This window comes from Mycoplasma sp. AC1221, assembly GCF_054353815.1.
Genome location: NZ_JBTHHH010000003.1, coordinates 42,319 through 57,024, shown reverse-complemented (window position 1 = coordinate 57,024; position 14,706 = coordinate 42,319). Strand labels below are relative to the sequence as shown.

Below are 14,706 nucleotides of genomic sequence, written 5' to 3'. Positions count from 1 at the left end.
ACCAAGTTTTATAAACTTGGTTTTATTTTTGTAAAGGTGCTAAACTTGCTTGACAAACAGATTCAAAGTCTGCACCTGCATTGGCTAAAACATATGCAGCAAATGTGTTTTCAACAATTGCTCCCTTACTGATAAATACTTTTTTATCCTCTATCATAGGTATCATTGATTCAGCTGATAATACAGCAGAACCTAAATCAGGGAAGATAAATATTTCACTTATATCAGGATTAGATTTGATTACTTCTAAAATTTTAAAAGGATCTGTACCTAATTCTTCATTTATCCCGCCTTTTGCTTCTATTTTAACATTTTCTTTTTTTATAGGCAACATTTTTAACAAGTATTCTTTAATAGTCTGTGCAAGTTTTAAATAATGACTAACAATAATAAACAATTTCATTAAAGCACCTTAATTAGGTTTTTAAGTATTAAATAACTTGAATAAGATCCTGGATCAACAGTTCCAATCGATCTTTCTTTTAAATATGATGCTCTTCCTTTGTTTGCTTGCATTTGTTTAGTTTTATCTGAAAGCGATTTGACAAACTCTGTTAAGTTATCTTTTTCTTCTTGCTGCAAGTTATTTTTATTTTCTAAATAACTTGCAAGTGGTTTTCAGACATCATACATTGTTTTTTCATTTAGTATAACTCGTCCAAGTTTTTCAAGTGAAGCTGCAAAGGTTTTAATTAAGGTTTTAAATTCAACAAAGTCAAACTTCTCACTTCCTCTAAGTGTATTTCCACTTTGTAAAAATGCCATACCATACAAAGGTCCAGAAGCACCTCCAACAACTGACATCAAAGTTCTACCAACTTGATTTAAATAACCACTTAAATCAAGGTTATTAGGTCTAATTTCAGCAACTTTAACAAAACCCCGCACCATATTAAATCCATGATCACCATCACCTATCGCTTGATCTAGCGAAGATAAATAATCTTGATTATCTTGCAAATCTATATTTATCTGATGCATTGCATCAACTAAGTTCTGATATTTTACTTCCAATTTCTTACCTCGGTTGGTGCATCAAGCATTTCTTTTAGTTCAGAATCTAATTTAAGTAGTGAAATAGAAAATCCTTGCATCTCTAAGGAAGTCATAAAATTACCTAAATGACTGCTATAAATATTTATATTCTTTGTTTGTAGATAATTATGAATATCATTAGCAGCAATATATAATTCCATTTCTGGTGTTCCACCAAGTCCATTTACCATTAAAGCTACATCAGAATTGCTATAATCTAAATCATTTAATATTAAATCTAACATTTCTTTAACTATTTCTTTTGATGATTTAATTCTTTCTCTTTTTACTCCAGGTTCTCCATGAATCCCTAATCCAAATTCTATTTCGTCTTCTTTTAAAGAAAACGATTCTTTACCTGTGGTGGGGATAAAAATTGAATTTAGTGAAATTCCAAATGTTCTTACATTTTTAATTACTTTTTCTGCAATTCTTTTTACTTCTGATAAATTTAATCCTTTTTCTGCTGCTGCACCTGCTATTTTATGTACAAAAACTGTTCCAGCAATTCCGCGACGACCAATAGTTCAAGTTGAATTTTCAACAGCAACATCATCGTCAACTAAAACACTTTTAACATTTTTTCCATTTGCTTGTGCAAGTTGTTTAGTTATTTCAAAGTTTAATTTATCACCTGTGTAGTTTTTGATAATCAGTAATGTTCCTACTTGTGAGTCTATTTGGTTGATTGCTGCTTCAACTTGATCAGGTGTAGGTGATGTAAATACTTCACCAGCAACCGCTGCTGCAAGCATTCCTTGTCCTACATATCCGGCATGTGCTGGTTCGTGTCCTGAACCACCCCCAGAAATTAAAGCAACTTTGTTTTTATCAAAGTTTGGATTATAAATAACATTAAATCCAGTAACTCTTTTAACATTTTTGTTAACTTTTACAAAACCCTCTAACATTTCATCAACTATGTTTTGTGGGTTATTTAATATTTTCTTCATAATAACTTTCTAATGAATTAACGCAAACAGTCCAATTATTGCTCCTGCTAATGATGGTGCTACTACAGGTAATCATGAATATTTTCAGTTTGCTCCTATATGTTCACTTTTACGTTTTTTAAGCATTATCGATTCTAAGAATCAATAAATTATTCTTGGTCCAAAATCACGTGCCGGATTAATAGCATATCCTGTTGAAGCACCGATAGAAGCACCGATACCTACAACTAATCAAGTTACAGGTAAAGGACCTAAACTAGCAACATCTTTTGCTGCTGCACCACGATTAAATGCTAAAATAACTCCAACCAACATTAATGTTCCTACTAATTCATAAGAAAAGTTAAAAATTAATGCTTTGTCTTTTTTGTTATCATATGCTGGTCCGGTGCAATGTGAACTTCGTATAGTGGATAATTCTGTTTCTTGAATGTGTTTTCAATTTATAAAATCTAAAACTATTTGCCCTACCATCGCACCTAATAATTGAAACGGTATATATATCAATAAGGTTGCATCTTTATTGCTTATCGCACCATAAATACTTACAGCAGGATTTAAATGTCCGAAACCACCAAGAGATCTTGAGACTAAAACACCCGCCATAACTGCTATACCTCAACCAAAAATTATTACTGTTCATTTTCCTGGTTGATTTGCAAACATTTTTCTACCAGACACAGAGTAATTAACACCATTACCTAAAATAATAAGCACCATTGTACCTAAAAATTCTGATAATACTGTTAATCAAAAATGATAATCCATATTTCTCCTATTCTATATCTTTAGTTCAATTTAATGTCTTTTTAACCGCTGTTTGTCAACCTTTAAGCAAGTGATTAATCTTTTCTTGACTAAATGATGGTGTAAATACACGGTCAATTTGATTTATTTGTTTAATTTCTTCTAAATCTTTCCAGTAACCTACTGCTAATCCTGCTAAATATGAAGCACCTAAGGCGGTTGTTTCAATATTTTTAGGTCTTTCTACTTTTAAATTTGAAATTGAAGCTTGAAACTGCATCAAGTAGTTAGAATTAGATGCACCTCCATCAACTTTTAAAGCCACAATTGGTTTACCTAAATCTTTTTGCATCGCCGAAATCAAATCATTTGATTGGTAAGCAATAGAATCTAATGTTGCCTTAATAATATGTTCACGTTTGCTTCCACGTTCTAAACCAAAAATAGCTCCACGTGAATATGAATCTCAATATGGTGCTCCTAAACCTGTAAATGATGGAACCACATAAACTCTTTGATCATCGTTTACTAATGAAGCAAAAAAGTCTGATTCTGCTGCATTATATAACAGTCTAAGCGAATCACGAAGTCACTGAATCGCTGCACCGGCAACAAAAACCGAACCTTCAAGGGCATAAACAACTTTTTGATCGCCTAGTTTTCAAGCAATAGTAGTAAGAAGTTTGTTTTTTGAATCAACTGCCTCATTACCGGTATTTACAAGTGTAAAACATCCTGTACCATAAGTATTTTTAACCATACCAACTTCTGTACATAATTGTCCAAACAATGCTGATTGTTGGTCTCCTGCAACACCTGTAATAGGAACTTGTCCTACTGCTTTATTTGATCAATGGTGTGGACTTACCACCCCAAAGTGTCCTGATGATGATTTCACTTTAGGAAGAATTGATTTTGGTATTTCTAATAAATCTAAAATTTCTTGATCTCAATCAAGTGTATGAATATTAAATAACAATGTTCTAGAAGCGTTAGATACATCAGTTGCGTGTACTTTTCCGTTTGTTAATTTTCATATTAGTCATGTATCAATTGTTCCTGCAAGCAATTTTCCTTGTGCAAGTTTTTCTTGAGCTTCTTTAATATTTTTTAAGATTCAACGAATTTTTGTTCCTGAAAAATATGGATTAATAATTAATCCTGTTTTAGAACGAAACATTTCTTCTTTACCATCTTTTATTAAGGTGTCACAAAATTCAGCTGTTCTACGATCTTGTCAAACAATCGCGTTATATACAGGTAATCCTGTTTCTTTATCTCATAAAACCACTGTTTCACGTTGGTTTGTAATTCCTAATGCTGCAATATCATGAGATTTAATTTTTGCTGCATGTTTAGCACTTTGCATAGTTGAAAGTTGTGTATTTCATATTTCAAGTGGATCGTGTTCTACTCAACCTGATTTAGGAAAATATTGAGTAAATTCACTTTGAGCACTTGCTTTTATATTCCCATCATGGTCGACTACTAATGTGCGACATGATGTGGTACCTGAATCAAGTGTAATAATATATTTATCTGTCATACAACCTCTATTATTTCTTTTCGAATTTATAGTTACTTATTTGAGCATAAACCAATGAATCATTAGCATATTCATCAAATTTCTTCTTGTCTTTTAATGTTCATAACATCAAAGGTAAGTTGATTTTTTTATATTTTTCTTTATCTTTATCATATAAAACCCATCAAGGATTTAAGAATTCGCAAATTTCTTTAATCTCTGTAACAGAAATAGAATTAAATTGTGTTTGAGTCCAAAAGAGAAATCCCAAACGGTATTTTGAAGAAATTTTGTGCATATTTCTTAAGGTTTGGAAATTAAATGATGAAAATACTATTTTTTCAAAGTATTTATCAACATATTTTTCGGATAATTTATGTAATTTTTCTTCAATCCCTTTATACTCTTTTTGATCGGTTTTAATTTCCACATTAATTACTTTAAATTTGTCTATATATGCATCTAAAAATTCTTCTAAGGTTAAAATAGTTTGTGGTTGAGTTTTATATTTAAAGAATTTTGAATGATCATCTTTACGAAGATCTGCTAATGTTGTAAATTCAATTTCCTTTGATGTCAATGATGTTCGATTTGTTGTTTCATCATGGATGATAACAAGTTCTTTATCTTTTGTTAAATGAACATCAAGTTCAACTCCATCAAAATTAAATTGATATGCCATTTCAAATGACAACTTTGTGTTTTCAGGTGCAATACCCGAATAACCTCTGTGTCCTAAAATTAATTGTTTACTAAGCATTTTCTAATATTCTCCATCTATAATTTGTTTTTCCGAGTTTCTTTAGTTCTTTACTGTTAGCGATATGAACTATAACACCTGCAATTAGTCCGATAATCGCTATTGCAAGTGTAATCACAAGAATAATTTGATATCCTGTTTGAGATGTATTTGTCGAATTATTTTCTGTATATCTTTTACCCACTGCAGCTGTTACATTATATAATCAAGCATCTGTTGAAAATCCAATGAACGATAAAATCCCAATCGATGAAGCATAAGAATTCTTTTCAATATGTATTTCACCAACTTGTGTATATCTTAATGTAACCATAGCCCAAGATAAAATCCCTGCTAATAAGTATAAAATACTACTTATCACTATCACAGCAATAGAGGCTGATTTAGGTGCAAATCCCAGTAGAATAATAATTCCTAAAACAATAATTCCTATTCCTGTTGTAATTAATAAGAATAATATATAACTTCTAAATTTGTCTGCTCAACGACCTATAAATGTTGATACAATCGTTCTAAGTCCATATGTTCTTAATCCACCCAAAACAGTTACAAGTATTACGAGTGCTGAATATGAATTTTGAATCAATTGTAACAAATAGTAAGCAAAGACACTTTGGAAAGTATACATACCCATTACAAATAATGATAAAGCTCATAATTTTCAGTTTTTTAAGGCTTTATAAACCTCTAAAATGTTCTTTTTAACCTTTGCTCAAGAAAGTTTATCATTATTCTTTTGCATTGGTTTTTCAGGAACTAAAACTAATACAAACACTGATGTAACCACTAAAAATGATGCTATTAAGAATGCATAAGTTGAAAACGGTACATGTGAACTAACATCCTTTGGTGCTCAGTATGTAGTAATCATAATTCCAATAAAGAACACAAATAATAATCCGATTAAACCGTTTGCTGTTCCCTGTATCCCGTATGCTAAACCTTGATTTTCCTTAGTTGTTTGTTGGGAAACAAGTTTTCATAAGGGTGTTCAGAATACTAATGTTGATGAAACACCTCATAATCCAAATATAATTGAATATTGAATAAACACACTTTCTTTTGAATATGTACTTGAGTTTCAAATCACCCCACCAAACCAAAAAGTTATTATTCCTGTTGAAAATACTGCTATAAACAACAATCATCTTGAACTAAATTTGTTGGCAAGAACCCCCCCGGTAATTGAGTAACTAAGGTAACTCATCCTATTATCGATGTAAGGGAAGCAACTTGATCTTCACGTATATTCAAATATGTGTGTAAATTAGGTATTATATTTTTAATATAATATGGAGCTGCAATTACAAACACATCACAAGCTGCTAAAATAACTAAAGCAATGATTTGTTTGTATGTAAGTCCTTTAAATTTACTAATCATATCTTCCTTTTAAAATCTAACTTTGTATTTAGGATTGAAATGTTCTTTTTTTTCTAATTCCAATCCTGCTTTTTCTACTAATTTTGCTATTTCTTGTGCAATAGCTGGAGCAGAAGCAATAGCTGGTGATTGCATTCCTGCTGCATTTATAAATCTTGCATTTTTCTTTGCTGGTCTTATAACAAAATCATTTGTTTCTATGTCAATTGGACGCGATCCGGCAAGTGTCATAATAGTACGATCTAAACGAAGTGAAGGAATAATTTGTGTTCCTATTTGACCGATATAATCAAATTTTTCTTTTGTCACAACCCGAGTTTGATCTTTTGGAACACCCTCTTCTGCTGTAGGTCCAACCATTACATACCCATCTAGCATAGGTGCAACGATAACGCCTTTTCCGTGAATTGTAGGAACTTTAAAGCATATAGAATTAACCACACCACCTTCAGAACGTGCAAGAATTCTATACTCACCACGTCTGGTTGTTTGTTTAAAATCACCATAACCTGCTTTTTCGGCTAAAATGTCTGCATAGTGTCCAGCAGCATTAATTACAACAGAAGCAGTTATTACTTCTTTTTTATTTATATGAATTTTAAAGTCTGTTTCATCAAACTCGATGTCCTTAACTGTTGCATTATTTCTTAATTCAACACCGTTGTTTTCTGCTGCACCTAAAAACGCATATGTTGCTCGAACAGGATCTATTGCTCATGAACTTGTACATAAAAGAGCTCCACGAACTTCTGGGTTTACATTAGGTTCTTTTTTAAGAACTTCTTCTTTTGTAAGAACTTTCATAAATTCTGCTGGAACTTTATTTATAATTCCACGTTCATAAAGCATATGTACATGTTCCATTTCTTCTTCGTTAAAGGCTAAAATTAACGAATCAACTTGTGCTCTAGGAAAATCTAAATATTTAAATATTTTTTCTCTTCATAATTGATTACCTAAAACATTTAATTTTGCTTCTACTTTACCTGGTTCTGGATCAAAACCTCCGTGGATTGCTCCTGAATTACCTCTAGATGTTTCATCAGCAAAAACTGGATTTTTTTCTAAAAGCAAAATTTTTAATTTATATTGTGATAGTTCATATGCTATCGAAGCACCGATAATACCACCACCAATAATAACAACGTCATATTTCATAATATCCTCCTATAATATTAATTATAGAAAAATTATTTATTATCTTTATTAATTAATAATAAAAACTGAATTATTTTGTTTTTAAAAGAAATTATTTCCTTATTTTTGCCATAAATATGAATTTTTAAATAAAATCTAAGAATTATCTTAGATTTTATATTTCTGAATCAATACTTGTTATTTTGTATACATCATTATTTACTCAAACAATATCATTTATATATATTTTTGAACTTCTTCCTTCTGGGGTTTTTCCGTTTATTTTTATGTTATTTTCTTGTAAATATAATTTTGCTTGTCCACCCGAGTCTATTTCTTCTATTTTTTTTAGAAATTGTCCCAGTTTGATAAACTCACCTTTTATTTTTATATTCATATTAATACCTTCTTATAGGAGTAATTAGTTGTATATGATTTTTGTTTTCATCTGAAAGAACAAAAATACGATCATTTGTCTCGTTTATTTTTAAGTATATTTTTCCGTTTGGTAATACAGAAACAGCATCTTTAATAAATTGAAAATCTATATCCATTTCTAAAGGTTTTCCATTATAAGTAATATTTTTTGTTGATGCTTGAGATATACCAAGTTCAGGGACTTCAAAACTTAGTTTTAATTCTTCTTGATTTATAAAAAATGATAATCTACGTACTTTATCAGAGTTATAAAAAACAACCTTATTTATTAATTTTAAAAATTCTTCTTTTTCTATACTTAATGTTTTAGAAAAAACAGGTGTTATAAAATTATTTATATCAAGATAATTTAGTTTTGTTAAATTAGTAAAAATAACTAAGTTATCAGCAGATATACCAATTTTTTCTTCATCAAAAAACACTACAATTTCCTCTGGCATATCTTTGAAAATAAGTTTTTTTAAATTTTTTGCCTCAATAATAACATTTATATTTATTTCTTTGTTTATATTTATTAATAAACTTGATAATCTAAAACTATCTGTAGATGTCAAACGTAGTTTATTTATATCAGTATTTTTTATATTTATACATTTATATAAAAGAGCAGTTAATCTTTCGTTTGTTCCTTGTGAAGTAGATATTGAAACATTATTAATTGCTTCTTCTAAAATTTTTGATTTTATAGTAAATTGATTTTTCTTTAAATCGAAATTGATAAAAGGATATGAATCAGAATTTAATTGTGTTAATGTATATTTAGTTGTCTTGTCATAAATTTTTATATTTTGTCCATAACTTTCAAATGTTATTCTATTATCCATTTTTTTAATTATGGTTCTTAATATGTTTGAACTAATTAAAAATATTCCTGCTTCATCTACTGATAAATCTTTTTCATCTACATTAATTATAATTCTAGCTGCTAAGTTATTTTTTGCTGAAATCAAAACAAGTTTATCAGCATCTATTTTAAAATAAATACCACGATACGGAACAAAAGCATCATTATTATCGTTATAAGAACATAAAAAATCTATATTATTATCAATAACATTTTTTGATATTGTAAATTTCATAAATTCCCTCTTATTATTTATATAATTTCTTGTGAATAAGTGCTTTAAAAACTAAAAAGCATAAAATAAGCTATAAAAACCTTAAAAATTTAACTTTTTGAACTATTAACAACTTATTTATTTATGTATAAATGTTTATTTTAAACCACGGATTTCCCGAGAAAGTTGTTCGATAGTTTTTTGAATTGATTTGTCATATCCGTCATTGTTAATTTTTTTAATAGCATTTAATATGGTTGTGTGATCTTTGTTGAATATCTTTCCTATTTCTGTGGATGAAAGAGAAAGAAAACTATTCACTAATATGATAGCTATATGTCTTGCAACAACTATTTCTTTTTTTCTAGATGAACCATATATATCTTTTTCAGATATTCGATAATATTTAGCAACAGCCTTAATAATACTTTCTGAATTAATTTCTACTTGTTGTCTAACAACATCAGCGAAAATTTTTTGAATAACATCATAAACATAATTTGTATTAATAAGTTTGTTTCGAGAAAAAGAAACACGTTTAGCTGCACCCAATAAAGCACGAATTGAACTAAAGTGATTTTTAACTATAAATTGTTTTGAATTTTCATCTAATATATGAAAATCAAAACCTTCTAAATTAAGAACAAAACCCAATAAGTTATACATTTCTTTTTCGTTTGGATTTTTAATTTTAGTAATTAAACCAGATTCCAATCTTGTTATAAGTCTGTCATCAAATTTATTTTCTAAGTCGTGTATATTAAGTTCAGCAGCAACTACTGTAAGTTTATTGCTTTGGATTCTTCCATCTATAATTTCGTATATGAAATTTTTAGTTTGTTTTTTTTGTCCATCACCAAAAAGTTGAAAATCATCAAAAACAACTAAATCTAATTCTGTAAAAAACTTAATTAAGTTAGAAATCTTTAAAGATTCATTTGACATTAATAAAGAAGAAATTTGTCTTGTGAAAGAGTTTGGAGAAATATAATAACCTTTTTTACTTGCTTTAACAAATTCGTTTCCTATCGCATGTAAAAGGTGGGTTTTTCCTATACCAGAACTACCAAAAATATATAAAGTATTCAAACCAAAAGGATTGTTAATTAAATTTTGACAAATTTCAACAACTTCTTCATTAAAACCATCTTTTAAATAATTATCAAATGTTTGATTTCGAACAAAGTTGTTTGATAATTTTTTCTTTTCTTCTTTTGTGATAACTTTAGAATTAATTTTTCTTTGTTCTTCTTCTGTTTCTTTTTGATATTCTGTTTTGTTTTTTATTGTTAATTTATAAAAAACTTGTGTTCCAAATATTTCCTTTATTGCTTTATCAAAAATTTCTTTATAAAAACCATTTAATCCTAAAAGTGATTGCTCTTGTTCTAGTGGTATATATATAACTAATATGTTTCTACTAAAATCAATGATTTTCATCTTAAAAAAGAAAGACTTTCAAATAACATTGTCTGTTATTTCGTTCCTTAAATAACTTTTAAGTTGTTCAGTCAATGAATCGAGTTTAACATCTTCATAATTGTTTATGTTTTTAACAACTTCATCATTCATAATTTAAATTATAAAGTAAATAATATACACTTACAAGAATAATTAAAAATAATGATAAAATACCAAGCAAATATAAAAGTTATTCACAACTTTTACTGTTAAAATATAGATATATTAATACTTATTAACAACATTTTTTTAAATTGTTAATAACTTAATAAAAAATCGAATATATTATGTTGATAAGTCTATTAATAATTAATCTTTAAAACCATTTAAATATAAAATAAAAAAGTATAATTTAATAATATATGAAAGAAAAAAATGATTCAATTTATAAAGAAACAGGGAAGTTTGTAAAAATAATTTCTGGTGGTTTTAGTCAAGGATGAGCTTTTATGATTTTTGAATCAACAGAAAAAAAACAAAAAAAAGCAATTTATGCAAGAAAAAATGTTCCTGAGTTATATAAAAAATATGAAATAACTTATGAAATATCAAATTACAAAGATAATAGACAAGGAATAAAACTTACATCATATATACCTGTTATTGAGTATGTTGATATAGATGTTGAATTAAAACAACATATAGAAAAGATACCTAAAGTAGGAAAAATAACAGCAAAAAAAATATTTGAACAATTTGGAAGGAAGTTTTTTGACTATTTAGAAGATCCAGAAAAGAATAGCAAAATTTTAAAAAGTGTTCTTTCAGATGTTCAAATAGAAAATTCTGTTAAATATTATAAACATAATAGTGATTCAGTAAAAAAAGTGTTAAATGCCGCATCTGTCGATTCAGAAGAATATAGAAAAAATATTGAATTTTTTTATGGTAATGATTTAGTAAATTTATATACTTTTCTAAAAATTAAATATCAAACAGATTTAGAGGATTTTATAAAAAAATATAAATTACTTAATCCGTATAAACTTTACCTTGAAGATTCGTACAATTTATATGACATAGATCGTTTTGCAATTTTGCTTGGTTGAAATCAGTTGTGCGAAGAAAGATTAGATGCTTTTATTCATACAGCATTTATAGATTTAGAAGACAATAATTCGACTTATATAAATTCAAAAGAAATTGTTGATAAAACACTGACTATGATGTCCTTAGAAAAATTACCAGATTACCAAGAAAAGGTAAAAAACAGGTTAAAAGAACTTACAAAATTAAAATATTTAATTAAAGATCATTTTATGTATTGTCGTGTCGAAATGAAAAAAAAAGAAGAATTTATAGTTGATAAATTAGTTAAAATAGATAAAAAAGAACCTTTGATACTAACAAAAGAATCTGAAGATAAATTAAATTATTTATCAAACGAACAAAAAGACGCATACTTTGCTTTTATAAATCATAATGTTTCAATTATTTCGGGAAACCCCGGAACAGGTAAAAGTAGTTTGATAAAACATTTTTATAATACCTTAAAACAAAACGATTATAAAATTGAATCTAATTTTTTTATTTTAGCACCAACAGGTAGAGCGGCTTCAAATTTATCATCTAAAGGACATTTTTATGCAAGAACTATTCATAGTTTTTTAAAAATAAAAGATGATAAAGAAGAAGTTTTAGAAAACGAAGATGCAGAAAAAGCAAAAGTTATAATAATCGATGAGTTTAGTATGGTTAATATAAATTTGTTTTATAAACTACTTAATAATTGTCCAAATTTAGAAAAAATAGTATTGTTAGGTGATAAGGATCAACTTCCTGCAATAGGTCCTGGTTATATATTAAATGATTTAATAAATAGTAAAAAAATAAAAACAACAGTATTAGAAAAATTTTATAGGAGTGATTCATTAGAGATTAAATCATATGTTGATTTTATAAATTTTCTTGGTAATTATAAAGATATCAGATATACAAAAAATATAAAAGAATATATAAAAGAGTTATTTAAAAGAAATTATATAAACGAACAACTTTATGAAAAGGTTATATCAATAGATTATTTACCTTCTGAAGCAAATATATTCAATAAGATTCTAACATTTGAAAATAACTGAAATGATTGAATGGGATATTCGATAAAGAAAGAAAAAGTTAATTTTGTTATTTATAAAAACTTCGAAAAAGATATAGTTAATATATATAAAGGAATTCTAAATAAATATGGTATTAATGATTCTATAATATTGTGTCCTATGTATAAAGGCTTATATGGGATAAACAAAATAAATAATTTGATACAAAAACTTTATAATCCAAAAGGAAGAATTATTCATTCAACTAATTTTAATGATAATAAAGTTATTTATAAAATAGGTGATAAAGTAATTCAATTAGTTAATAAGTATGATAAAAATATTTCAAATGGTGATATAGGATATATAACTGATGAAAAGATAATTGATGGTAAGAGTCAAATAACAGTGACTTTTAAACAAGGAAATAAAAATATAAAAATTATTTATAATAAAGAAGAATTTAATGCTGAAATTAATTTAGCTTATGCTATAACAGTTCATAAATTTCAAGGAAGTGAAACAAAAGCAGTAATGTTTATAATAAATAATAATTTTAAACATATGTTAAACAGAAAACTTGTTTATACAGCGGTTTCACGTGCAATAAATGAAATATGAATATTTTCTCCAACTGAATTTTTATATTCACAACTTTTAGTTCCGCAATTTACAAAAGAAAAAGAAATATATACAAATATGCAGATTTTATTGAAGGATTAATATGAAATTAATAGTAGGTTTAGGAAACCCAGGGATTGAATATAAATATACAAGACATAATGCAGGTTTTTTAGTAATAGATGAAATTTGTAATAAATTGAATATATCATTAAATAAAACAAAATTTAATGGTGATTTTGTAAAAATCGATGATTTAATTATTGCAAAACCAAAAACCTTTATGAATTTATCGGGTAGCTTTGTTTCTTCAATGTGTAGTTTTTTTAAAATATTACCAGAGGACGTAATGGTAATTCACGATGAAAAAGATTATGAACTAGGAAGAGCAACTATTAAAATAGGTGGTTCTGGAGGAAGTCATAATGGTGTTAAAAATATAATTGACCAATTAGGGACTCAGGAATTTAAAAGACTTCGTATAGGAATAAAAACCCCTTTTCAAGGAGAATTAAAGGATTTTGTACTAGGAAAATTTACAAAAGAAGAATTTGAAATATTAAAACCTATTTTAAATATTTCAGCACAAGCAGCAATCTCATATGCGTTTAATGATATAAAAACAGTAATGAATAAGTTTAACCAAAAGAACAATGGAATATAAAAAAATTTTGTTAGCCGTTAGTGGTGGACCTGATAGTATGTATATGTTAAATAAGTATAAACATTTAGATGTTGTTGTTGCGTATATTAATTATAATCAAAGGGAAGATAGTTATTTAGATGAGCAAATAGTTACAGATTTTTGTAATAAAAACAAAATTAAATTAGAAAAACTAGTTTTAAATAAAAGTGATTATATCTCAGGGAATTTTCAAGATTGAGCAAGAGAAAAAAGATATTTCTTTTTTAAAGAAATTTATTATAAATATAATCGTAATATACTTTATATTGCACATAATTTAGATGATTATTTAGAAACAGCACAAATGCAATTAGCAAGTAACAGAACATTTTCTTTATTAGGGATAAGAAAAAAAAGTTATTTATTTAATATGAATATATATAGACCATTTCTGTTTCGTTATTTTAAGGAAACTATACTAAAAAAATGTAAAAAATATAATATACCTTTTCATATTGATTATACAAATAATCAGGATAAATATTTAAGAAATATTCAAAGAAATAAAAATAAATTATTGTCCAAATTTCAAAAAATACTAATATTAATTAATATTTATTTAAAAAACAGAAAAATACACAAAAATAATCAAATAACTGAAAAAGAATATAAAATATGATTAGAATCAAATTTTGCTCAGGAAATATTTCGTTTTTTTTTAAACAAACAAGAATTAATATATAAATTTATACATTTAAATTTTGATAATATTGAATTATCATCCAAAAAGATACAAGCGATTGAAAAATTTATACTCTCAAATAAAAAAACAAGTGAATTTAAATTAAATGATAAAAACAAACTACGGAAGAAAAAAGGAAAAATAATTGCAAAAGAATAAAGAAAAACAATTTATAATTTAATATA

General features: G+C 26.8%; 15 protein-coding genes. 3 read left to right on the top strand and 12 right to left on the bottom strand.

The window, feature by feature from the left end; genetic code table 4:
• Window positions 1-22 precede the first annotated feature (22 nt).
• The 12 genes from ACXYRK_RS00960 to ACXYRK_RS00905 form a co-directional block, all read right to left on the bottom strand.
• Entirely contained in the window at window positions 23-403 is a 381-nt protein-coding gene (locus ACXYRK_RS00960) for a PTS-dependent dihydroxyacetone kinase phosphotransferase subunit DhaM (protein WP_458617596.1), read from the bottom strand.
• A complete protein-coding gene (gene dhaL / locus ACXYRK_RS00955) occupies window positions 403-1,014 on the bottom strand; it encodes a dihydroxyacetone kinase subunit DhaL (protein WP_458597799.1) in 612 nt (203 codons plus the stop codon). Before dhaL ends, ACXYRK_RS00960 begins: the two co-directional genes overlap by 1 nt.
• Complete coding sequence (gene dhaK, locus ACXYRK_RS00950; RefSeq protein ID WP_458617595.1) at window positions 1,005-1,988, bottom strand: dihydroxyacetone kinase subunit DhaK; 984 nt, start codon at window positions 1,986-1,988, stop codon at window positions 1,005-1,007. Before dhaK ends, dhaL begins: the two co-directional genes overlap by 10 nt.
• Window positions 1,989-1,997: 9 nt before the next feature.
• Window positions 1,998-2,756, bottom strand: coding sequence for an MIP/aquaporin family protein (locus tag ACXYRK_RS00945; RefSeq protein WP_458617593.1), 759 nt, complete (start codon window positions 2,754-2,756; stop codon window positions 1,998-2,000).
• A gap of 7 nt (window positions 2,757-2,763) precedes the next feature.
• The gene (gene glpK / locus ACXYRK_RS00940) at window positions 2,764-4,281 is read right to left on the bottom strand and encodes a glycerol kinase GlpK (RefSeq protein ID WP_458617592.1); all 1,518 of its coding nucleotides are present in this window, start codon (window positions 4,279-4,281) and stop codon (window positions 2,764-2,766) included.
• A 10-nt stretch (window positions 4,282-4,291) separates the two neighbouring features.
• Entirely contained in the window at window positions 4,292-5,020 is a 729-nt protein-coding gene (locus ACXYRK_RS00935; protein ID WP_458617590.1) for a glycerophosphodiester phosphodiesterase family protein, read from the bottom strand.
• Complete coding sequence (locus tag ACXYRK_RS00930) at window positions 5,013-6,227, bottom strand: MFS transporter (protein WP_458617588.1); 1,215 nt, start codon at window positions 6,225-6,227, stop codon at window positions 5,013-5,015. Before ACXYRK_RS00930 ends, ACXYRK_RS00935 begins: the two co-directional genes overlap by 8 nt.
• Window positions 6,152-6,403, bottom strand: coding sequence for a hypothetical protein (locus ACXYRK_RS00925; protein WP_458617586.1), 252 nt, complete (start codon window positions 6,401-6,403; stop codon window positions 6,152-6,154). The genes ACXYRK_RS00930 and ACXYRK_RS00925 overlap by 76 nt, the downstream gene beginning before the upstream one ends.
• Window positions 6,404-6,412: 9 nt before the next feature.
• Window positions 6,413-7,561 carry a type 2 glycerol-3-phosphate oxidase gene (glpO, locus tag ACXYRK_RS00920; protein ID WP_458617584.1) on the bottom strand — a complete coding sequence of 383 codons (1,149 nt, stop codon included), beginning with the start codon at window positions 7,559-7,561 and terminating at the stop codon, window positions 6,413-6,415.
• Between the two features lie 154 nt (window positions 7,562-7,715).
• Window positions 7,716-7,937 carry an RNA-binding S4 domain-containing protein gene (locus ACXYRK_RS00915; RefSeq protein WP_458597783.1) on the bottom strand — a complete coding sequence of 74 codons (222 nt, stop codon included), beginning with the start codon at window positions 7,935-7,937 and terminating at the stop codon, window positions 7,716-7,718.
• A 1-nt stretch (window position 7,938) separates the two neighbouring features.
• Window positions 7,939-9,057: a DNA polymerase III subunit beta gene (locus tag ACXYRK_RS00910; RefSeq protein WP_458617582.1), complete on the bottom strand. Its 1,119-nt coding sequence runs from the start codon at window positions 9,055-9,057 to the stop codon at window positions 7,939-7,941.
• Window positions 9,058-9,192: 135 nt separating this feature from the next.
• On the bottom strand, window positions 9,193-10,608 hold the full coding sequence (locus ACXYRK_RS00905) for a helix-turn-helix domain-containing protein (protein ID WP_458597779.1): 1,416 nt from the start codon (window positions 10,606-10,608) through the stop codon (window positions 9,193-9,195).
• Between the two features lie 251 nt (window positions 10,609-10,859).
• Here ACXYRK_RS00905 and ACXYRK_RS00900 point away from each other — a divergent pair, with 251 nt between their 5' ends.
• Genes ACXYRK_RS00900 through tilS form a run of 3 tightly spaced genes read left to right on the top strand, consistent with a single transcriptional unit; the run spans window position 10,860 to window position 14,680 of the window.
• Window positions 10,860-13,256: an ATP-dependent DNA helicase gene (locus ACXYRK_RS00900; protein ID WP_458617580.1), complete on the top strand. Its 2,397-nt coding sequence runs from the start codon at window positions 10,860-10,862 to the stop codon at window positions 13,254-13,256.
• 1 nt (window position 13,257) lies between these two features.
• Window positions 13,258-13,818 carry an aminoacyl-tRNA hydrolase gene (gene pth / locus ACXYRK_RS00895; protein ID WP_435129498.1) on the top strand — a complete coding sequence of 187 codons (561 nt, stop codon included), beginning with the start codon at window positions 13,258-13,260 and terminating at the stop codon, window positions 13,816-13,818.
• Between the two features lie 7 nt (window positions 13,819-13,825).
• A complete protein-coding gene (gene tilS / locus ACXYRK_RS00890; RefSeq protein WP_458617578.1) occupies window positions 13,826-14,680 on the top strand; it encodes a tRNA lysidine(34) synthetase TilS in 855 nt (284 codons plus the stop codon).
• Window positions 14,681-14,706: the final 26 nt, after the last annotated feature.